Source organism: Streptomyces griseus, assembly GCF_001715295.1.
GTDB classification, from domain to species: domain Bacteria; phylum Actinomycetota; class Actinomycetes; order Streptomycetales; family Streptomycetaceae; genus Streptomyces; species Streptomyces griseus_G.
In genome coordinates this window covers 1,602,119-1,623,375 of record NZ_MDKB01000002.1, presented here as the reverse complement: position 1 = coordinate 1,623,375, position 21,257 = coordinate 1,602,119, and the positions used below count along the sequence as shown (strand labels likewise).

The following is a 21,257-nucleotide window of genomic DNA, read 5'->3' as shown; positions in this document are numbered from 1 at the left end:
GCTGCCGCACCTCGCCGGGTCGTCGGAACGGCCATGCACACCAGGCCTGGGTCGGTCCCTCGCCCGGCGGCGCACCGCCTCCGACGCCAGGCACTGATCCTCCAGGAACGCGGGACACCCCTTAGGCTCGACGTATGCCCGAGCAGGACGCGAAGGACTCGGCCGATGCCCGGAACGCGGCACGGGGAGATCTGCGGGGGCCCGCGGCCGGACTGACCGCGCGCGTGCCGGGACTGGTGGAAGCCACCACGTGCGCCGGGCCGGAAGCTCTCCACTCGACGCTGGCCCGCATCGGCGAGACGGCGGCCCAACTCACCGGGGCCCGTCGTGCCGCCGTCGCCGTGGACGACGTGTCCGGTGAGGGACCGCCCGATCTCGTGACGTACGGCCTCCCCCAGGAGGACGCCCGGGCGACCGGCCGGTCCGGCGGCGTCACGGGTCTCGCGGGCGCGACGACCCACGAGCCCGGCCGGGCCCCGCGGGCCGATCCGGCGGCCGGGCCGCGCCGCGACGGGCTGCTGCCCGACCACCCGGAGACGCGCACGTTCCTCGAGGTCCCGATCCGGGTCCAGCGGGAGGTCTTCGGCCATCTGCGGGTGGCGGAGAAGCGCGGCGGAGGGACCTTCGGTGACGACGACCTGAACGTGCTGCGGGTGCTCGCCACGGAGGCCGGGATCGCCGTCGGTCACGCGCGGCTGTACGAGGCGGCGCGGCAGCGCGAGCGGTGGATCGACGGTTCCGTGGCCGTCACCACGGCACTCCTGTCCGGCGGGGATGCCGACGAGTCACTCACCGTCGTCGCCGAGCAGGCACGCCGGCTGGCCGAGGCCGCCACCGGGATCGTGCTGCTGCCCGCGGGGAGCGGGGGCCTGGAGATCGTCGCCGCCGCCGGGGAGACACCGTCCGTCTCCCTGGGACTGATCATTCCGCCGGAGAGTCCCACGGCTGCGGCGCTCCTCGCGGGTGAAGCGGTCTTCGTCGACGAGGCGGCCACCGACACCCGCGTGATCACCAGACTGGCCGGCCGGTACGGCCCCCACATGCTGCTGCCCCTGCGCAGCGGAGGCCGGGTGCTCGGCGCCCTCGCCATGGCTCGCGCGCGGGGCGACCGGCCGTTCACGGGGACGGAGCGGACCCTTGCCACCCAGTTCGCCGCGCAGGCCGCGCTGGCGCTCAAGATGGCCGAGTCCCAGCGGGACAGGGAGCGGCTCGCCGTGTTCGAGGACCGGGACCGGATCGCCCGTGACCTCCACGACCTCGTCATCCAGCGGCTGTTCGCCACCGGGATGATGCTGGAACGTGCCCAGCGCCTCGCGGTGGCCCCCGAGGTGCGGTCCGGCGTCGGCCGGGCCGTCGACGAACTGGACGTCACCATCCAGGAGATCCGCACGGCCGTCTTCGCCTTGCAGCCGGAGCAGACCGAGGCCCCGCCGGGGCTGCGGACCCGGGTGCTGCGGGAGATCAACCTGGCCGCGGTCCCTCTGGGTTTCCGGCCGACGCACCGTTTCGTCGGCCCCGTCGAATCGCTCGTGGGGGAGCTCGCGGGCAAGAACCTCATCGCGGCGCTGCGCGAGGCGCTGTCCAACACCTTCCGGCACGCCGCGGCCTCACGGGTCGAGGTGACCGTGGACGCGACGGCCATCCTGCCGGACGGCCGGGAGGCGGTACGGCTGTCGGTCGCGGACGACGGCGTGGGCATCCCGGACAGCGGTAGGCGCAGCGGCCTGCGCAATCTGGCGCGCCGTGCCGAGGCGTTGGGCGGATCCAGCTGGTTCGGGCCCGGGGCGGGTGAGGACGGCGGCGGTACGACGCTGGTCTGGCAGGTCCCGCTCTGACGCCCCGCGCTTCCGGGGCGCCGCCCCGGGCGGGGAGCGCGGCAGGGCGTGGCCCGGGACGTGGGGGACCGGGAGGGCGGCGCCGGGCGTGCGGGACCGGCGCGAAGGCCGCGTGTGCCCGGTTCCGGCGTACCGCCTCGGCTGACGCTTGCGGTAGGCGCCGTGGAAGCCCGTCCGTAGACGTCCCGGCAGGGCGTTCGGCCGGGAGCTCCGGCCGGTGGTTCAGCGGGTCGTTCCGATCGATGGGTCCGGCCGTGGCTCAGCGGGTGGCGAGTATGCGTTCGATGACGACCGCCACGCCGTCCTCGTTGTTGGTGAGCGTGACACCCGAAGCGGCGGCGATGGCGGCCGGGTGGGCGTTTCCCATGGCGAACGAGGCACCGGCCCAGCTCAGCATCTCCACATCGTTGGGCATGTCCCCGAAGGCCACCACCTCGGCCGGGGTGATGCCACGCTCCGCGCAGCAGGCGGCGAGCGTGCCGGCCTTCGAGACACCGTGCCCGCTGATCTCCAACAGCGCGGTGGGGCTGGAGCGGGTGAACGAGGCCAGCTCCGCCGCGGCCTCGCGGGCAGCGGTGAGGAAGGTGTCCGGAGCCAGTTCGGGGTGGTGGGCGAGGACTTTGAGCACCGGAGCACCGGTGCCGGGCGCCTCCTCGTGGAGCAGCTTCTCCGCTACGGCCACGGTGGCTCCCGGGTCCAGGTGAAACGGCGGGTAGGCCGGTTCGTAGTGGATGCCCGTGGTGAGTTCGACGGCGAACGACGTGCCGGGAGCCACCTCGCGCAGAAGGCCGACCACCTCGAGGGCTGCGACCCGGTCCAGGGGCCGGACCTCGATCAGCCGGCCGTCCGCGTGCAGATCGGCGACAGCCGCGCCGTTGGCGCAGATCGCCATGCCGTGGCCGTGGACGTGGGTGCTGACGACGTCCATCCAGCGCGCCGGCCGGCCGGTGACGAAGAAGACGTCGATTCCCGCTTCCTCGGCCGCCGCGAGGGCCGCGATCGTACGGTCCGACAGAGTCTTGTCGTCGCGCAGCAGGGTGCCGTCCAGATCGGTGGCGATCAGCCGGGTAACGGCAGGCAGAGGCGTGTCGGTCGCTGAGGTCACCCCGCCATTCTCCCGTACGTACCCGCACGGGAGTGCAGGGGGGCGCACATATGAGAGCGCGAGCCGCTGAACTCCGTACATACCAAAGGCATATGCCTGGAGCGTGGCGTCGAGACCGGGGTGTGCGCCCCTCGGCTGCCCATCGGCTCGGGGTCGGTCGTGGCCGGGCTGCGCGCACCGCGTCCCCGACCGGCCCTGTCACCGGCCGGCCGCACCCTCCGGTGACTGAGCCGCTGCCGGCGTCTGTCCGGGCTTCAGGACTGCGGTGGGCCCGGCTGCCGTGACCGACCGGGCCGGAGGCCAGCATCGGCCGTGTCGGCCGGTGCGGTCACGCAACGGGGATGGTCAGCCGAGCTGGGCGAGGCCTTCGGTGGCGATGCGCTCGAACACCTTCATGTCCGCGGCGAAATCGGAGTCCGGTATCGGCCAGTGGAGGACGATCTCCGTGAAACCGAGCTCGTAGTGCGTTCCCGCGAAGTCCACGAAGGCGTCGAAGGACTGCAGCGGCCGGTCGGGAGTGAAGCCGGTGAGCAGAATCCTGTCCATCCCCGAAACGTCCCGGCCGACCGCCTCGCCTGCCACGCCGAGCCGGGAGATCTGGCTGCGGATCGCTGCTACGGACTGCTCGGGGGTCCCGGCTTCGTACAGCTTCGGGTCGCCCGTGGTGACCCATGCCTGACCGTACTGTGCGGCGAGTTTGAGGCCGCGCGGTCCGGTGGCCGCCACGGCGAAGGGCAGCCGCGGGCGCTGGACGCAGCCGGGGATGTTGCGGGCCTCGTTCGCCGCGTAGAACTGCCCCTCGTAGGTGACCGTCGGCTCCCTGAGCAGCCGGTCGAGCAGCGGTACGAACTCCTCGAAGTGGTCGGCGCGTTCGCGGGGCGTCCACGGTTCCTCGCCGGCCCTGCGGAGTGTCGTGGCGTCGAACCCGTTCCCGCCCGCACCGATGCCGAGCGTGATCCGCCCACCGGACACGTCGTCCAGTGTGATGAGGTCCTTGGCGAGGGTCACCGGGTGCCGGAAGTTGGGAGAGGTGACGAGGGTACCCAACCGCATACTCCGCGTGACCGACGCTGCCGCTGTCAGCGTCGGGATCGCACCAAACCACGGCCCGTCCCGGAACGACCGCCAGGCCAGGTGGTCGTAGGTGTACGCAGCATGGAAGCCGAGGTCTTCGGCCCGCCGCCAGATCTTCTGCCCTTCGGCCCATCGGTGGATGGGGAGGATCACCGTGCTCAGACGCATGACCTCGACGATACGCGGGCATCCCGCTGTCACGGATATGCCGACGGAGCAGATTCGGGAAGCCAGGCCGACGCCGCGACGGCGGCCGCTACCGTGGCGTCGGCGGGCACGCTGGGCAGGGCTGAGCCAAGCTTGCCGCCGGCGCCGGTGGGCACCGCGGAGCGCCGAGAGTGCTCATAGGTCATGTACTGCACTTCCCCTATGGACACGCCCCGCCCCGGCAAGACCCGAGTCACCAGCGTCTCCCTGCGCGCCGAGACCCTGGAAGCGATCCGCGCACGCCCCGGCAAGCAAGGCGTCTCCTCCTCTATCGAGGAAGCCGTACAGCGGCAGCTCCAGCGCGAGGCCATCGATGAGTACATCGCCGCCGTTGAAGCGGAGCACGGCCCTGTCGGCCCTGCCGAGGTGTCGGACAAGGCCGAGCGTATCCGCGCCTACCACGCCGCCCACCGCGGTGAGTCCGCTCCGGTGGACGCGTGGTGGCCTGAGGCGAACACGGGGGACAGCGGCGGTTGCGGCGGCTCGGCCGGGCGGGGAGTCAATCGCGCAGGCGCAGGAAGCGCGGGGGCACCGAATCGGTGAGCCATACGCCGTTCGCGCTGACGTAGAACGAGTGGCCTGCCCGATGCATGGCACCGGCGTCCACGGACAGCACCACAGGGGCTCCGCGCCTTGCGCCGACGCGGGTGGCCGTCTCACGGTCGGGTGAGAGGTGGACGTGGTGGCGGGCCATGGGGCGCAGCCCCTCCGTGCGGATGACATCGAGCACCCGGGCCACTGTGCCGTGGTAGAGGTACGGCGGCGGATCGACGGGTGACAGGCCGAGATCGACCGGTACGGTGTGGCCCTGGCTCGCCCTGATGCGTCCGTCCGCCACGGCGAAGCGCTTCTTGTCGTTGGACGCGACCACGTGATCGATCTCGGCCCGGCCGACGGTGAAACCGTGCCGGGCACACGCCAGCAGCAGTTCGTCGATGGCGACCCAGCCGTTCGCGTCGAGAGTGATCCCGATCCTTTCCGGTTGGTGACGCAAGTGCTTCGAAAGGTACTTGGACACCTTCACGGTGCGATGATCGTTCATTCCGACAGAATGCCTGCACGGCATATCTGTCCGCACCCTGTTTCAGCGCGCATGCTGCACTCTGCACGTTACAAATGGCTGCACGAGTAAGGGAGTTCCGACTTCCGACTTCAACTGAGTTAAAAAGCAGCGTAGTTGCGCAACTACCGTGCCCTGCAAGCTAATACGTTCGTCAGGCACAACTCCGCTGCTCACTGTGGGTGTCGGAGAGACATCGCGGAGTGTTGGTACCTCATGCGATGCTTGCCGCGACGGAACGCGGCAGCATCGATACTCCTCACACGACACCAAATTGGGTGCCGCACACATTGCTTGGTACGTCGGTCGCGCCCCGGCCGAGCTGCTTCGGCCGTCCGTGCCGCGCCCTCCTTGTCCCGCTCCACGGCCACCACCCGGGCGCCCGCTGTGGTGAGAGCGGGCGCGGTGGCCCGGCCGATGCCTCGGCCGCTCCTGTGACCACCACCAACTGGCCCCCGAAACGGTCCGCATGCGCTCAGGTGGCGGTGTCGCCCCGTACGTTCGGCCCCTCCTCGCCCGCTGCCTCGACGGTGCTGACGAACTCGCCTATCCAGGACGACAGCTGGTCCGGCCTGGTGCGCGGTACCCAGTGTGTGGCGGGCAGCGATCGCCGGACCAGCTGAGGGGCCCAGAAATCCAGGTCGTCGTAGAGCGTGGGTGACAGGAAGGCATCACCGGTCGGAGTGATCAACTGGACCGGCACATGGGCGTACGCGTCCGTACGCGGCCGGCGCATGCGGGCCCTGACGTTGTCACGGTAGAGCCATGTCCCGTGTGCGGCGTCGCGGGGGAGCGAGGCGGTCGGATAGTCCTCCGAGGACACCTTCTCCATCCGCTGCAGGATGCGCGGCCACTGCCGGCCGAGCACCCCGCGCCAGGCCATCTCGGGCAACACGGGCGTGTGCAACGCGTATATGTACCAGGACTTTGCGGCCTGGCCGATCAGCTGGCCGACGCGGCGGGGACTCGGCCGGGACACCCGCTGCTTGATCCAGTGGCCGAAGTGGTCGAGGGACGGACCGGATATCGAGGTGAACGAGGCGATACGGCCCTTGGCCCTCTCCACCGTGGCGAACTCCCAGGACTGGACGGACCCCCAGTCGTGCCCGACGACATGAACAGGATGGTCGGGGCTCACCGCGTCCACGACGGCCAGGAAGTCGTCCGTCAGCTTCTCCAGCGTGAAGCCCCCGCGCAGCGGCCTGGGCGCCGTCGATCGTCCGTGTCCCCGCACGTCGTACAGCACCACGTGCCAGCGTTCCGCCAACCGGTGCGCGACGTCGGACCAGACCTCCTTGCTGTCCGGGTATCCGTGCACCAGCACGATCGTCGGCTGCGTCCGATCACCCAGTTCGGCCACGCAGAGCCCGATCCCGCCCGTACGGATCCAGCGCTCACTCGCACCCCGCAGATTCACGCAGCCTCCTCGTCCGATGTACGGCCGTCGCGGTACGTGCCCGTAACGTGACACCGACGAATGTGGCAATCCGAAGGAGCCCGCGTCAAGGGCGGACCGGGACCTGTGGACAGCCCCCTGTGGACAGCCCCTGTGACGAGGCCGGAGCGGCGACGCGCTCACGGACACCACCGCTCATGTATCCGCCGCCGGGCCCCTCGCGCCTGTCGCGCCTCCGCCCCCGGCTCCTCCCCCGTGCGGTCCCCTTACGGGTCCGTACGTCTCGAGTCGGACGCCGATACAGCCGCCTGGTCTGACGACTCCTGTGGCGCCCGCCACTAGCGTCGTCGACGTGACTGTGATCGCGACCGAAAGCCTGAGCAAGCGGTTCCCCCGTGTGACCGCGCTTGACCGGCTCTCCTTGGACATCGGACCGGGCGTGACCGGCCTGGTGGGTTCCAACGGGGCCGGCAAGTCCACCTTGATCAAGATCCTGCTGGGTCTGTCCCCCGCCACCGAGGGCCGGGCCGCGGTGCTCGGGCTCGACGTCGCCACCGAGGGCGCCGCCATCCGGGAGCGGGTCGGGTACATGCCCGAGCACGACTGTCTGCCGCCGGACGTGTCGGCGACCGAGTTCGTCGTCCACATGGCGCGGATGTCCGGGCTGCCGCCCACGGCGGCGCGCGAGCGCACCGCCGACACCCTGCGCCACGTGGGGCTGTACGAGGAGCGCTACCGCCCCATCGGCGGCTACTCGACCGGCATGAAGCAACGGGTGAAGCTGGCCCAGGCGCTGGTCCACGACCCCCAGCTGGTCCTGCTGGACGAGCCGACCAACGGCCTCGACCCGGTCGGCCGCGACGAGATGCTCGGCCTGATCCGCCGCGTCCACACCGACTTCGGGATCTCGGTCCTGGTCACCTCCCACCTCCTGGGGGAGTTGGAGCGGACCTGCGACCACGTCGTCGTCATCGACGGCGGAACGCTGCTGCGGTCCAGCTCCACCCGCGACTTCACGCAGACCACCACCACGCTGGCGGTCGAGGTCACCGACAGCGACACCCACCCGGACGGCACGGACGCGCTGCGCCGCATCCTCACCGGCGCCGGCATCAAGCTCGTCGGACACGACGGCGTCGACGCCGAGGGCCTGCCCGGTGCGGGACACATCCTCCTCGTGGAGGCGACGGGCGAGGAGACGTACGACCTGGTGCGGGACAGCGTCGCCGAGCTCGGACTCGGTCTCGTCCGGATGGAACAGCGGCGCCACCACATCGCCGAGGTCTTCCGCACCGCGAGGACAGCAGAGGCGGCCATGACCGTGGCAGCCGGGGCCGGACAGCAGAAGGGGAGCGGTCGGGATGAGCACTGAGACCGGGACCGCGACCGGGAGCGACACCTCCCGGATCCACAACATCGGCTACCGCTCCTACGACGGCGTACGCCTGGGCCGGGCCTACGCCCGCCGCTCGCTGTACTCGCAGTCCCTGCGGGGCTCCTTCGGGCTGGGCCGCTCCGCCAAGTCCAAGGTGCTGCCGATGCTCCTGTGCGGGGTGATGTGCATGGTGGCGCTGATCCTCGTCGCGGTGGCCATGGCCACGCCCACCCTGACGAAACTCCCCATCAAGTACACGGACTTCGCGATCTACCTGCAGGCCGTGATCGGGCTCTTCGTCGCCTCCCAGGCCCCGCAGTCCGTCTCCCGGGACCTGCGTTTCAAGAGTGTCCCCCTGTACTTCTCGCGGCCGATCGAGCGGATCGACTACGTCCTGGCGAAGTTCGCCGCCATGGCGTCTGCCCTGCTGATCCTCACCGGGCTTCCGCTCGTCATCCTCTACGTGGGCGCGCTGCTCGCGAAGTTCGACTTCGGTGACCAGACCAAGGGCTTCGGGCAGGGGATGGTCTCGGTGGCGCTGCTCTCCGTGCTGTTCGCCGGACTCGGGCTGGTCGTCGCCGCGCTGACCCCGCGCCGGGGCTTCGGGGTCGCCGCCGTCATCGCCGTACTGACCATCACCTACGGTGCGGTCTCCACGGTCCAGGCGATCGCCTGGGAGACGGACTCCGCCGGTGCCATCACCTGGCTGGGGCTGTTCTCGCCCATCACGCTGATCGACGGGGTGCAGACGGCGTTCCTCGGCGCCTCCTCCGCCTTCCCCGGGGGCGAGGGCCCCGGAGCCGCCGCCGGTGTCGCCTATCTGATCGTTGTACTCGCGCTCGTCGCCGGCTCGTACGCCGTCCTGATGCGCCGCTACCGGAGGGTCGGGCTGTGACCACCATCGAGATCGACCACACCTCCCGCTGGTTCGGCAACGTGGTCGCCGTCAACGACGTGAGCATGACCGTGGGCCCGGGAGTCACCGGGCTGCTCGGCCCCAACGGTGCCGGCAAGTCCACGCTGATCAACATGATGGCCGGCTTCCTCGCCCCCTCGACCGGCGAGGTCACGCTCGACGGCACCCGGATCTGGCGCAACGAGGCGGTCTACAAGTCGATCGGGATCGTGCCGGAGCGGGAGGGGATGTACGACTTCCTGACCGGCCGCGAGTTCGTCGTCGCCAACGCGGAGCTGCACGGACTGGGGGAAGCGGCCGCCCACAAGGCGCTGGCCACCGTCGAGATGCAGTACGCGCAGGACCGCAAGATCTCCACCTACAGCAAGGGCATGCGCCAGCGGGTGAAGATGGCCTCCGCCCTGGTCCACGACCCCTCCGTGCTGCTCCTCGACGAGCCGTTCAACGGCATGGATCCGCGGCAGCGGATGCAGCTGATGGAACTGCTGCGACGGATGGGCGCGGAAGGCCGCACGGTCCTCTTCTCCTCGCACATCCTGGAAGAGGTCGAGCAGCTCGCCTCGCACATCGAGGTGATCGTGGCCGGCCGCCACGCCGCGTCCGGCGACTTCCGGAAGATCCGTCGGCTGATGACGGACCGGCCGCACCGATACCTCGTACGGTCCAGCGACGACCGGGCGCTCGCCGCAGCGCTCATCGCGGACCCCTCGACCGCGGGGATCGAGGTCGACGTGGCCGAGGGGGCCCTGCGCATCCAGGCCGTCGACTTCGGGCGCTTCACGACGCTGCTGCCGCGGGTGGCACGCGAGAACGGCATCCGGCTGCTGACCGTTTCACCTTCCGACGAATCACTCGAATCGGTCTTTTCCTATCTCGTAGCGGCCTGAGTAGTGGCCTGAAAGGAGCTGTGAAGCGTCATGTACGACCCCACAGTCGCCCGGCTCACCTACCGGGCCCTGCTCGGCCGGCGCCGGGCCGCCATCCTGTTCGTCCTGCCCGTCCTCCTGGTGGCCATCGCCGTCGCCGTCCGCGCCTTCGCCGGAGCCGATGACGGAGTGGCCTCCGGTGTGCTCGGCGGATTCGCCATCGCCACGATGGTGCCGCTCATCGGCGTCATCGCGGGGACCGGGGCCATCGGTCCGGAGATCGACGACGGATCCATCGTCTATCTGCTGGCCAAGCCGGTGAGGCGGCCCACGATCATCTTCACCAAGCTGATCGTGGCCGTGGCGGTGACGATGCTCTTCTCGGCGCTGCCGACGTTCGTCGCGGGACTGATCCTCAACGGCAACGGCGGCCAGATCGCCGTGGCCTACACCATCGCGGCGCTGGTCGCCTCGATCGCGTACAGCGCGCTGTTCCTCCTGCTCGGTACGGTCAGCCGGCACGCCGTGGTCTTCGGCCTGGTCTACGCGCTGGTGTGGGAAGCGCTGTTCGGCAGCCTGGTGCCGGGCGCCAGGACGCTCAGCGTGCAGCAGTGGTCCCTCTCGGTCGCCGAGAAGGTCGCCGGGGAAGGCCAGGTCACCTCGGACGTCGGCCTGCCGCTGGCCACCGCTCTGCTGATCGGCGTCACGGTCGTGGCCACCTGGTACGCCGGCCAGAAGCTACGGGCGCTGAAGCTCGCCGGCGAGGAGTGAGACCGGATCCGCCCGCAGCCCCTGCCCTTCGGGTGGGGGCTGTTCCGTGAGCGGGTCATGAGAACCGTGACGGTACGGTTGTCGGCTCGTTGGGTGAGATGCGTGGAGGCAACTGGAATCTGTGGCGTCGAGCTTTCGTGAATTCGGGGAATGCCGGCAGCGGTGAGGCAGTGCCCGCCGGGTCGGTCATCGAGCAAGTGGCAACCGTGAGCGTCCTCCTCCCCTGCAGCTCGGGGTCAGGGCCGTCCATTTCCGTACCCGCGCACGAAAGGCATGCCCATGCCCACGGAAGTCGCCTTGCTCGAATCACACGCTCTGCGTGTCGAGCAGATGGGGCGCGTCGAAGCCCTCGACAAGGTCAAGAGCCTCGTCCTGCTCCCCGATGGTATTCACCTTCGCACAGGGGATGTGGCTCGTTACTTCGAAGTATCCACAGCTTCGGTCAGGAGGCTGACCGACCGGCACCAGCAAGAGCTGATCAGTAATGGAATGAGGGTGCTGCGAGGCGCTGAGCTGCGGTCCTTCCATGGCGACATGGTGTCGCTATGGGAAGGGGAGGTGCCGGCAAGTTATCCACAGGCGGCAACCCAGTTGCGGCTCTACACCCGCAGGACAGTGCTCAACGTCGCCATGCTTCTTCGCGACAGCGACATCGCGCGCAGCGTCCGGACCCACCTGCTCGACGCCGAGGAGGACCTCCGGGATTCCTACGTGTCACTCGACAAACGGGTCACCCGCATCGAGGGCTGCCTCGCCGGAGTGGGAAGCGCGCTCCGGGAGCTCGGCCCCGTGCTCGGCCGGATGTCACATCGGCTCGACTCCCTCGACCGGAAGCTGGAGATCACCCACCAGATCGTCGGCGCCATCAGCCTCCGGCTCACCGACGTGTCCCAGGACGTCATCCGGCTCGACACGCGCATGGACGAACTCGCCCGCCGGCTCAAGGACCTGAGTCGGCGCAAGCAGGGCTGACCGTTCGGCCGCACGTGGAGGAATGCTGTCCGGGGGCCGTCCGGAAATCCGGTGGTCCCTGGGCGGCGTCCTCGGGCACAGTGAGGAGCGGCGCAGGGGACGGCACGAGGAGCCGTCCCGGACCACGGCGCCCACCAGGACCGGGAGAGGAGCGCGGCGATGACCGGTAGGAGTCCGTCGAGTTCCCTGCAGGGTGGTCCGCAGCCGGCACCCCGGTAGCTTCATCAGCTACGCGGAGTCGGGCGCAGCAGGACCCCGGGTGGCCTTCGGCGCGCTTCGCGCGCCAGGCCACTTCCCGGAGGATTGGCCGAGTGGTAAGGCAGCGGCTTGCTAAGCCGTCGTCGGGGCGCAGCCCCGCGCGCGTTCGATCCGCGCATCCTCCGCAGACCGCGGCCCGCAGACCGCGGCCCGCAGACTGCGGCCCGTAGACACGGACCGCAGACCGCACCCCGCGGCCCGCAGACCCGCGACCCGCACGCGGAGTACGGCGTGGTGGAACCCACGTCCGCCGGGTCCCCCGCTCGCCGGCGCGGGGCCGGCAGCAGTCCGGCGCGTGCCTCGGCCTTACGCCCCCCTCGGCGCCCGGAGCAGTTCCTCCAGGACCACCGCTATGCCGTCGTGCTCGTTCGACGCGGTGATCTCGTGCGCTACGGCCTTCAGGTCGTCGTGCGCGTTGGCCATGGCCACGCCGTGCTGAGCCCAGCCGAACATGGGGATGTCGTTCGGCATGTCGCCGAAGGCCAGCGTGTCCGCCGCCTTCAGCCCGAGACGGCGGGCGGCCAGGGACAGGCCGGTCGCCTTGCTCAGTCCGAGGGGCAGGATCTCCACGACCCCCGGGCCCGCCATCACGATGTCGACCAGTCCGCCGACGGCCTGCCGAGCGGACGCCGCCAGGGCGTCGTCGCCGAGTTCGGGGTGCTGGATGTAGACCTTGTTCAGGGGAGCGGCCCACATCTCGGCGGGGTCGTCGGCCAGGAGCGCGGGCAGCGGCCCTTCCTGCACCCGGTAGCCGGGCCCGACGAGCACCTCGCCCTCCAGCCCGTCGCGGCTCGCGGCCAGCGCGAGCGGACCGACCTCCGCCTCGATCTTGGACACGGCAAGGGCCGCGAGCTGCCGGTCCAGGGTCAGGGAGGTCAGCAGCCTGTGCTCGCCGGCGTGGTAGACCTGCGCGCCCTGGCCGCATACCGCGAGGCCGTCGTAGCCCAGATCGTCCAGGATGTGCCGGGTCCACGGCACGGCGCGCCCGGTGACGACGATGTGGGCCGCGCCGGCCGCGGTGACCGCGGCCAGCGCCTCCCGCGTGCGTGCGGAAACCGTGTGGTCGTCGCGCAGCAGTGTGCCGTCGAGGTCGGTCGCGACGAGCTTGTAGGGAAAGGTCACGTGGCGACCGGCTCCAGGAGCTCGCGTCCGCCGAGATACGGACGCAACACCTCCGGCACCCGTACGGAGCCGTCGGGGAGCTGGTGGTTCTCCAGGATGGCCACGATGGTGCGGGGCACGGCGCAGAGCGTGCCGTTCAGCGTGGCCAGCGGCTGCACCTTCTTGCCGTCCCGCATGCGCACGGAGAGCCTGCGGGCCTGGAAGCCGTCGCAGTTCGACGCGGATGTCAGCTCGCGGTACTTGCCCTGGGTGGGGATCCAGGCCTCGCAGTCGAACTTGCGGGAGGCGGACGCACCGAGGTCACCCGTGGCGACATCGATCACCTGGAACGGCAGCTCGAGGGCGGTGAGCCACTGCTTCTCCCAGTCCAGCAGCCTGCGGTGCTCGGCCTCGGCGTCGGCAGGGTCGACGTACGAGAACATCTCCACCTTGTCGAACTGGTGGACGCGGAAGATGCCGCGGGTGTCCTTGCCGTACGTGCCTGCCTCGCGGCGGAAGCACGGCGAGAAGCCGGCGTAGCGCAACGGCAGCTTCTCGGCGTCGATGATCTCGTCCATGTGGTACGCCGCGAGCGGGACCTCGGACGTGCCGACCAGGTAGTAGTCGTCCTTCTCCAGGTGGTAGACGTTCTCCGCGGCCTGGCCGAGGAAGCCCGTCCCCTCCATGGCGCGCGGGCGTACCAGGGCCGGGGTGAGCATCGGGACGAACCCGGCTTCCGTCGCCTGCGCGATCGCCGCGTTGACGAGGGCCAGTTCGAGGAGAGCGCCGACGCCCGTCAGGTAGTAGAAGCGCGATCCTGAGACCTTGGCGCCCCGTTCCATGTCGATGGCGCCGAGCGCCTCGCCGAGCTCCAGGTGGTCCTTCGGCTCGAAGCCCTCCGCGCCGAAGTCGCGGATCGTGCCGTGCGTCTCGAGGACGACGAAGTCCTCCTCGCCGCCGACCGGCACGTCCTCGTGGACGACGTTGCCGAGGAGCAGGAGCAGCCGCTTGGCCTCGGCGTCGGCCGCGTCCTGAGCGGCATCCGCCGCCCTGACCTCGGTCTTCAGCTCATCGGCCTTCCTGAGGAGCTCGGTGCGCTCCTCGGGGCCGGCCTTGGGGATCAGCTTTCCGAGCGCTTTCTGCTCGGATCGGAGTTCGTCGAAACGGACGCCGGACGACCTGCGCAGCTCGTCGGCGGAGAGCAGGGCGTCGACGAGGGCGACGTCCTCTCCACGGGCGCGCTGGGAGGCGCGAACACGGTCGGGGTCCTCACGGAGCAGGCGAAGGTCAATCACCCCTCAAGGCTACCGGTGCGGGGATCCGCCACCCGAACCGATATAGCCGAGCGTGGCACTTTGACCTAATTGCCGGAATTGGGAATCGTGCGGGGAAACTGTCGGGCCAAGGGGTGAGGATGGTCAATAAAGGATGCCCATTACCTCGAAAAGGGGGCAAGTGCCCCTCCAGGTGACGCATCAGCGGTGCGCGGCAAGGGAGTTGGGGCACGGGGGCGGCCATCTTGTCCACAGGGGCCCTTGGGTCGATTCGGTTATCCACAGGCTGTGTGGAAGATCTGTGGACATCGGAAGTGATCGTCCCAAGGGACTGTTCGAGGCGCCGATTCACCACTCAAACCTGGCCCATGCACTCATTCGAGTGGGAATTCCGCGCCCTGGGGAGTTGATCAGCGGAATTCGAGTGGCGCCGGCCGGTCCGCACCCCTTCGGTCGAGCCGCTGTCGCGAGGTGATGTACCGGCCCCGCCGCCCGGAGGTGTCGACTTGTCCCCAGGCGAAGACACGCGCCTGTGGATAACTCTGTGAGTGAGTGACAATCCGCAGGTACGACCGGTCGGGGCAGCCGAGTCCCCACGGGACGGTCGGCTCCGTCCGGGAAGCACGGCTCCGCCGTCGCGATCACGCCCGTCGGGTGTGGCCCCGTCCGGCCCACCGCGGCAGGCGCCGTATCCCGCCCCTGCCGGCCGGCCCGGACGGGCTCACCGACCCCGGCACCCCGGGCCCGGCACCCCGACCCCGGCACCATCACCGACCCCGACTCCGGCCCGGACGCCGTCACCGACCCCGGCCCCGACTCCGCCACCGACTCCGAGGTCGTCGCCGACCCCCGAGGCTCCCGTTCCCCGAAGCCGTCCGCGGCCGTCAGACCCGTCCGTCCTGGCTCCGGGCCAGCCAGTCGGACGCCTCCGTGAAGTCCTGGTCCGACGTACCGGGCCGTAGGTCCCTCACCTCTTCCGGAGACACCCCGGCCCGCGGATAGGACCCCAGGAACCGCACCTTCGGGCAGATCCGCTTCAGACCCATCAGCGCCTCGCCCACCCGGCGGTCGGCGATGTGCCCCTCCGCGTCCACGGCGAAGCAGTAGTTGCCGATGCCCTCGCCGGTGGGCCGCGACTGGATGAGCATCAGGTTCACCCCGCGCACGGCGAACTCCTGCAGCAGTTCGAGCAGCGCACCCGGGTGGTCGTCCCCGAGCCAGATGACCACGGACGTCTTGTCGGCCCCGGTCGGCGCGGACGGCCTGGCGGGACGGCCCACCAGTACGAAGCGGGTCTGCGCGTTCTCCGCGTCGTGGATCTCCGTCACCAGGGGCTCGAGCCCGTAGGTCGCCGCGGCGAACTCACCGGCGAAGGCGGCGTCGTACCGCCCCTCCTGCACCAGCCGTGCCCCGTCGGCGTTCGACGCGGCGGACTCCCACACCGCGTTCGGGAGATGGGCCGCCATCCAGTTGCGTACCTGCGGTTGCGCGGCCGGGTGCGCGGTGACGGTCTTGACGTCCGACAGCTTCGTACCCGGGCGTACCAGCAGCGCGAACGTGATGGAGAGCAGCACCTCGCGGTAGATCATCAGCGGTGCGCCGGTGGCCAGCTCGTCCAGCGTCGCCGTGATCCCGCCCTCGACGGAGTTCTCGATCGGGACGAGCGCTGCCGCCGCCTCCCCGTTGCGCACCGCGTCCAGAGCCGCCGGCACCGAGAGCATGGGCACGAGTTCGCGTGTGGCGGCTTCCGGGAGAGTACGGAGGGCGACCTCGGTGAAGGTGCCTTCGGGTCCGAGGTAGGCGTAGCGCGTGGCTGACATACGGTCACCCTAATGGGCTGCCGGAGGCGACCGTGCGGTCTCACGCCTCCAGCAGCCGCTGCCCCACGTACTCCCCGGCCGCGGCACCGCCCGGAACTGCGAAGAGACCGCTCGTCTCGTGCCGGATGAACCGCGAGAGCGCGTCCCCGCGGTCGAGCTTGCGCTGCACCGGGATGAAGCCCTTGAACGGATCGGCCTGCCAGCAGACGAACAGCAGACCCGCGTCCGGGGTGCCGTCCGCGGACATGCCGTCGTGGTACGAGAAGGGGCGGCGCAGCATCGCGGCGCCACCGTTCTTCCCGGGAGAGGCGACCCGGGCGTGGGCGTTGTCGGGGATCAGCAGTTTCCCGTCCGGATCTGCCTTGTCCAGGTCCATGGGGGTGCTCTCGGAGCCGCCGCTCAACGGTGCGCCGTCCGCCTTGCGCCGTCCGATGACCTTCTCCTGGCGCTCGATCGTGAGCGCCTCCCAGTCGTCCATGAGCATCCGGATCCGCCGGACGACGGCGTACGAGCCGTCGGCCATCCAGGCGTGCGCCGAGGAGCCCCCGGACGGTACGAAGATCCGCCCGTCGAAGTCGTCCTCGGTCGGTTTCGGGTTGTTGGTGCCGTCTACCTGGCCCATCAGGTTGCGTGTGGTCCTCGGCCGGTCCGTGGCGCCCGGGGTGCGGTTGAAGCCGTTCATCTGCCACCGCACCCGGGCCGTCGGGCCGGCCTCCTTCTGCAGGGCGCGCAGAGCGTGGAAGGCGACGAGTGCGTCGTCGGCACCGATCTGGATCCAGAGGTCGCCGTCGGACCGCTTGGGGTCGAGGCGGTCGGAGGAGAACGGCGGCAGCGGATCCAGAGCGGACGGCCGGTACGCGGTCAGGCCCGTACGGTCGAAGAAGGTCCGGCCGAATCCGAAGGTGACGGTCAGGGAGGACGGCCCGGCGTCGAGGGCCACCCCCGTGTCGTGTCCCCGGCCACCCTCCGCCGGTTCCCCGGCCATGAGCCGTTCCGCCACGGCCGACCATCTGCGCATGAGCGCGGCGGCTTCCCTGCGCCCCGCCCCGGCCGCCAGGTCGAAAGCGATCAGGTGCCCGCGTGCTTGAAGCGGGGTGGTGATCCCCGGTTGATGTTTCCCGTGAAACATCGCCTCGGTAGCGCCGATCGCGGTCAGCGCGGTCGGAGCGTCGTCGCGTGCCACGGCGTAGCCACCGGCGCCTCCTGCCGCGCCGAGCACCAGGCCGGCCGCCCCGGCGGCGCCCGCGCCGCCGATCAGCCGCCGTCGGGAGAGGCCCGGCCCCTGGGCCCCGTCGGCGGGGCGTGCGCTGTGGTCGTCCATCTTCTTGCTCAACCTGCTCAGCCGATCTTCACGTTCTTGTCGATGGTCGTCTGGTCGATGTCCGAGGTACGTACGGTCACCGCGACCTTCCATTCGCCCGCCATGGGGATCCGTACATCGCTCGCCGTCCAGTGCCCCACGGTGAGACGCTCGGGGACGACCGGCAGCGGGCCGATGTCCTTGGCCTCCAGGGTGAAGGCCACTTTCACTTCGGGAACATCCCTCGGGCGGTCGTCGGCGCCGTCCACCCAGAGGTGCACCTCGTTCGAGCCGGTACGTCCCGGGGTGATGTCCAGCCGTACGGTGCCCTTGCCGTTCGTGCCGCCGGTGTCGAACGGCATGCTCAGGTTCACCTGCCCCCCACCCACCGGGGCGGCGGCGGCCGTCGTGCTGCGGGCGGCCTCTTCCTCGGTACGTCCGGGCTCGGTGGACGTCAGGACCGTCGTGACCGCGAGAATCACGACGGCGACGGCCGTTTCGACCAGCACGGACCGGCGCAGCCCGGAGCGGTCAGGATCGGCGTCGCGTGCCCGCTTCTTCTCGGCCGCCGTCAGGGCGGCGCGCTGCCGGGCGAGCTGTGCAGCACGCTCGGGGCCCACAGGGCTCTCGTCGGCGGCCTCCGCCGGTGCCCGCCCGGTGTCGGTGACGGACACTTCCGAGGCCGGAGCCGGAGCCGTGTCCGCACCCGGTCCGGCATCCTCCTGCTCCGTATCGTCCCCGCCCTCCGCCAGCCGTGCCGTCCACTGCCGCGAGATCCACGCGACGCCGACGAGCACGGCGATCAGCGCCACCTTGACGATCAGCAGCTGCCCGTAGCGGGTACCGGTCAGGGCGGACCAGGAACCGACCTGCCGCCAGGACTGGTAGAGACCGGTCGCCGTGAGTACGAGCACGCTGCCGAACGCCAGCCGGGAGAAACGCCGTACGGCACCCGTCGTGATGCCCGGGGTGCGGTACAGGGCGACCAGCAGCGCGGCCAGTCCGCCCAGCCAGGTGGCCACGGCGAGCAGGTGCAGGATGTCGACCGGCATGGCGATCTCCGGCTGGATGCCGGTCGAGGCGTGCTCGGCCAGGGCCCACGTACCGGCGATGCCGATGGCGATGACCGAGCCGCCGACCGCGAGCCCGAAGGTGAGGTCCTGCTTCGCCTTCTCGTCCTCGCGCCGGGCGTACGCCCCGAAGAGAACGGCGATGAACAGTGCGGAGGCACCCAGCAGGAGGAGCCGGGAGACCAGCGCGGCCCCCGGCTTGGTGTCCAGGACGGTCTGGAGCCCGTCGAGGTCGAAGGCGTCGGAGAGTTCCCCCGACCCGGTGTACGGGTTGCGCAGGAGCAGCATGGCCAGGGTGGCCGCGGTGAGCGTGACCCAGCCGCGTACGACCAGACGCTGCAGGGCCCGTGCGCCCGCCCCGCGCTGCCAGCAGGCGAGTACGAAGGCCGCCCCGCCGGCCAGCAGGACGAACCCCGCGTACGCGGCGTAGCGGGCGATGCCGTAGAGAACCCCGACGAGGCCGCCGCCGGCCCCCTGCGAGGGCAGCGTGACCGTCGTTTCCGAGGGGGCGCCGACGGAGAAGGTGAAGGCTCCGGACACCGGGTGGGAGTCCGCGGAGACGGCCTGCCAGGCGACGGTGTAGGTGCCGTCGGGCAGACCGCTGTGGAGTGCGACTGCGTACCGGACGGTGCCCCCGCCCGTCAGATCGCGGGGGGCCCCGTCGTCGGCCCGTTCACCGCTGGGGTCGAGGACCCGGATCGAGCCGTCCCCCATGGCGACCTGTTCCGAGAAGGTGAGCGTGACCTCCTCGGGGGCCGTGGCGATCACCGCCCCGTCCTGCGGATCGCTCCCGGTGAGCGCGGCATGCGCGGACGCGGGGCCCGCGCCGGCCAGCACCAGGCCGAACAGCAGGCTGAACAGCGTGGCGAGGAGCGCGGCCGCCGCGAGCGGCCGTCGTGCCGGAGAGTGCCCGAGGTGCGGGGCGGTGACTGTCATGGGATGTCAGTACCTCACTGCTTCTTCGGGTTGTAGGTGGTCTCCTTCACGGGCACGTCGACCGTGATGGGATCGGCTTTCTCGAAGTGCAGCTGCAGGGCGACCGTCTCCCCCTGCTTGGGCCGCTCCTTGAGGTCCATGAACATGATGTGGTTCCCGCCGCGCTCGAGGTCGAGCTCACCACCGGCCGGGATCTCGAACGAGGAGACCATGCGCATCGCCTGGTTCTTCGTCTCGTGGATGGTGACGTTCTCCGAGAGGGAGGAGGTCACCGAGGTGAGCCGGTCGGCGTCACCGCCGCTGTTCCTCACGACGAGGAACCCGGCCGCCATGTCGCTGACGGGCTGCGGCATGAAGGCGCCGGTCACCTCGAGCTCGGGGCCGCCGGACGAGGAGCATCCCGTGAGTGCCAGTCCGGCGGTGAGCGCGGCCGCGCCGAGGAGGGAGGTACCGCGGTTCACGGGTTCTTCCCCTCGACGAGCGCGGGGAGGTCCTTGGTGTAGTCCTCGGCCGTGGTGTCCTCGCCGTAGAGCACGTATCCCTGGTCGGTCTTCGGGGAGAACGCGATGACCTGGGCCCCGTGCATCGAGACGATGGTGCCGTCCTTCTCCTTCTTCGGCGCGTCGATGCCGATGCCGATCTGCCGGGCGCCCGCCTGGATGGCCGGGAAGTCACCGGTGAGGCCGGTGAAGTCGGGGTCCTGGGCCTTGAGCCAGCTGCCCAGGGACGCCGGGGTGTCCCGCTCCGGGTCGGTCGTGACGAAGACGACCTGGAGCTTGTCCTGGTCGGCCTCGGGCAGGGCCCGCTTGGCGAGTGCGATGTTGCTCATGGTCAGCGGGCAGACGTCCGGGCAGTTGGTGTAGCCGAAGTAGATGAGCGTCGGCTTGCCCTTGGTCCGCTCGCGCAGGTCGTACGTCTTGCCGTGGGTGTCGGTGAGGACGAGGTCGGGCTTGGTGAAGGGCTGGTCGAGTACGGTCGCCGGCTTCGACGGCGTGCTGCCGGAGACGTCCGCGACGGATGTGTCCTTCGGGGCGTCGGTGCCGCACGAGGACAGGGTCAGTGCGGCCACGGCGGCGAACGCCGCGGCCAGCACCTTCTTCTTGCTGTGCATGGAGAGCTGGTTCCTGGTCTGTGGTGCGGGTGGTGGAGTCGGGCGGTCAGGCGGAGCGGCGACGGCCCGCCAGGACGCCGAAGGCGACGCCCGCGATCCCGACGACGATGCCGACGATGCCCAGGACCCGGGCGGTGGTGTCGTCGGCCGACGACGAGGACGCCTCGTCGGAGGAGGCCGTCGCCTCCTTCGTCTCCTTCGCCCGGTCGTCCTCGCCGCCCTTGTCGGCCGCGGCACCGCCGTGGGCGTCGGCCGACGCGGCGGTCAGCGCCAGGACGGGCGCGGGGCTCTCGGGCTCCTCACCGCCTGCGGTGGGCTCCTCGATCCAACGGACGACTTCCTTGTTGTCGTACGTCTGCAGCGTCTTGAAGACCAACTGGTCGGCGTTCTCGGGGAGCTGGCCGACCGAGAGCGGGAACTGCTGGAAGTAGCCCGGCCGGATGCCGTTGCCGTCAGCGGTCCAGGTGACCTTGGAGACGGCCTCACCGATCTTCTTGCCGTGTACGTCGATGGGCTCGGCGAGCTTGCTCTTCGTGACGACGACCTTCCAGCCGGGGACCGCCTGCGGGCTGACGGAGGCCAGCGGGTGGTCGGCCGGGAAGTTCACCTCGAGCTTCACGGTCGAGGCGTCGTCGCGCTCGTTGGGGACCTTGAAGTTGATCGTGGCGTAACCGCCCTTGGCGGCTTCGCCCTGCGGCTGCACGCTGACGTGCGCGAAGGCGGGGCCGGAGAGCAGCAGGACGGTGGAAGCGGCGATGCCGCCCGCGAGGGCGATGCGTGAAACGTACATGGCAGGAGTCACTCCACAAG

At 70.4% G+C, this 21,257-nt stretch carries 18 protein-coding genes, 1 tRNA gene and 1 pseudogene; 8 read left to right on the top strand and 12 right to left on the bottom strand.

All coding sequences use genetic code 11. From position 1 onward, the window contains the following. The first annotated feature begins 134 nt into the window (after positions 1–134). Positions 135–1,835 (top strand): sensor histidine kinase, encoded by a 1,701-nt coding sequence (locus tag BA175_RS13895; protein ID WP_069171579.1) that lies wholly within the window; start codon positions 135–137, stop codon positions 1,833–1,835. A gap of 259 nt (positions 1,836–2,094) precedes the next feature. Here the strand turns inward: BA175_RS13895 and BA175_RS13890 are convergent, their stop codons facing one another. Together BA175_RS13890 and BA175_RS13885 are read right to left on the bottom strand one after the other, a co-directional pair. Beyond that, the gene (locus tag BA175_RS13890; protein ID WP_069171578.1) at positions 2,095–2,940 is read right to left on the bottom strand and encodes a Cof-type HAD-IIB family hydrolase; all 846 of its coding nucleotides are present in this window, start codon (positions 2,938–2,940) and stop codon (positions 2,095–2,097) included. 345 nt (positions 2,941–3,285) lie between these two features. Continuing rightward, positions 3,286–4,182, bottom strand: a complete 897-nt coding sequence (locus BA175_RS13885; RefSeq protein ID WP_175420823.1) for an LLM class flavin-dependent oxidoreductase — start codon at positions 4,180–4,182, stop codon at positions 3,286–3,288. 201 nt (positions 4,183–4,383) lie between these two features. Between BA175_RS13885 and BA175_RS29590 the strand changes: the two genes are divergently transcribed. After that, positions 4,384–4,764, top strand: coding sequence for a hypothetical protein (locus BA175_RS29590; RefSeq protein WP_254667864.1), 381 nt, complete (start codon positions 4,384–4,386; stop codon positions 4,762–4,764). On the opposite strand, the gene BA175_RS13880 is transcribed toward BA175_RS29590, so the two are convergent. Further along, on the bottom strand, positions 4,721–5,263 hold the full coding sequence (locus BA175_RS13880) for an RNA 2'-phosphotransferase (RefSeq protein WP_069171577.1): 543 nt from the start codon (positions 5,261–5,263) through the stop codon (positions 4,721–4,723). The genes BA175_RS29590 and BA175_RS13880 overlap by 44 nt on opposite strands. A gap of 335 nt (positions 5,264–5,598) precedes the next feature. After that, positions 5,599–6,698, bottom strand: a pseudogene (locus tag BA175_RS13875) (SDR family oxidoreductase); the annotation flags it as partial. A 331-nt stretch (positions 6,699–7,029) separates the two neighbouring features. Here BA175_RS13875 and BA175_RS13870 point away from each other — a divergent pair. From BA175_RS13870 to BA175_RS13845, 6 genes are all read left to right on the top strand, one after another. After that, entirely contained in the window at positions 7,030–8,049 is a 1,020-nt protein-coding gene (locus tag BA175_RS13870; protein WP_175420822.1) for an ABC transporter ATP-binding protein, read from the top strand. Further along, positions 8,039–8,947, top strand: a complete 909-nt coding sequence (locus BA175_RS13865; RefSeq protein WP_069171575.1) for an ABC transporter permease — start codon at positions 8,039–8,041, stop codon at positions 8,945–8,947. The genes BA175_RS13870 and BA175_RS13865 overlap by 11 nt, the downstream gene beginning before the upstream one ends. After that, entirely contained in the window at positions 8,944–9,855 is a 912-nt protein-coding gene (locus BA175_RS13860) for an ABC transporter ATP-binding protein (protein ID WP_069171574.1), read from the top strand. The genes BA175_RS13865 and BA175_RS13860 overlap by 4 nt, the downstream gene beginning before the upstream one ends. A 30-nt stretch (positions 9,856–9,885) precedes the next feature. After that, a complete protein-coding gene (locus BA175_RS13855) occupies positions 9,886–10,605 on the top strand; it encodes an ABC transporter permease (RefSeq protein ID WP_069171573.1) in 720 nt (239 codons plus the stop codon). A gap of 279 nt (positions 10,606–10,884) precedes the next feature. After that, a complete protein-coding gene (locus tag BA175_RS13850) occupies positions 10,885–11,577 on the top strand; it encodes a hypothetical protein (RefSeq protein ID WP_069172105.1) in 693 nt (230 codons plus the stop codon). 297 nt (positions 11,578–11,874) lie between these two features. After that, positions 11,875–11,960 (top strand) — tRNA-Ser (locus BA175_RS13845). A gap of 181 nt (positions 11,961–12,141) precedes the next feature. On the opposite strand, the gene BA175_RS13840 is transcribed toward BA175_RS13845, so the two are convergent. From BA175_RS13840 to BA175_RS13805, 8 genes are all read right to left on the bottom strand, one after another. After that, positions 12,142–12,957 carry an HAD family hydrolase gene (locus BA175_RS13840; RefSeq protein ID WP_069171572.1) on the bottom strand — a complete coding sequence of 272 codons (816 nt, stop codon included), beginning with the start codon at positions 12,955–12,957 and terminating at the stop codon, positions 12,142–12,144. Continuing rightward, entirely contained in the window at positions 12,954–14,231 is a 1,278-nt protein-coding gene (gene serS, locus BA175_RS13835; protein WP_069171571.1) for a serine--tRNA ligase, read from the bottom strand. The genes BA175_RS13840 and serS overlap by 4 nt, the downstream gene beginning before the upstream one ends. An 863-nt stretch (positions 14,232–15,094) precedes the next feature. After that, positions 15,095–16,030 (bottom strand): prephenate dehydratase, encoded by a 936-nt coding sequence (pheA, locus tag BA175_RS13830; protein ID WP_069171570.1) that lies wholly within the window; start codon positions 16,028–16,030, stop codon positions 15,095–15,097. A 40-nt stretch (positions 16,031–16,070) separates the two neighbouring features. Further along, on the bottom strand, positions 16,071–17,351 hold the full coding sequence (gene efeB, locus BA175_RS13825) for an iron uptake transporter deferrochelatase/peroxidase subunit (protein WP_069171569.1): 1,281 nt from the start codon (positions 17,349–17,351) through the stop codon (positions 16,071–16,073). A 17-nt stretch (positions 17,352–17,368) separates the two neighbouring features. Continuing rightward, positions 17,369–19,336 carry a copper resistance CopC/CopD family protein gene (locus BA175_RS13820; RefSeq protein WP_069171568.1) on the bottom strand — a complete coding sequence of 656 codons (1,968 nt, stop codon included), beginning with the start codon at positions 19,334–19,336 and terminating at the stop codon, positions 17,369–17,371. 14 nt (positions 19,337–19,350) lie between these two features. After that, positions 19,351–19,797: a copper chaperone PCu(A)C gene (locus BA175_RS13815; RefSeq protein WP_069171567.1), complete on the bottom strand. Its 447-nt coding sequence runs from the start codon at positions 19,795–19,797 to the stop codon at positions 19,351–19,353. Then, positions 19,794–20,447, bottom strand: a complete 654-nt coding sequence (locus BA175_RS13810) for an SCO family protein (protein ID WP_069171566.1) — start codon at positions 20,445–20,447, stop codon at positions 19,794–19,796. The genes BA175_RS13815 and BA175_RS13810 overlap by 4 nt, the downstream gene beginning before the upstream one ends. Positions 20,448–20,493: 46 nt before the next feature. Next, on the bottom strand, positions 20,494–21,237 hold the full coding sequence (locus tag BA175_RS13805) for a YcnI family copper-binding membrane protein (RefSeq protein WP_069171565.1): 744 nt from the start codon (positions 21,235–21,237) through the stop codon (positions 20,494–20,496). Between the last annotated feature and the right edge of the window lie 20 nt (positions 21,238–21,257).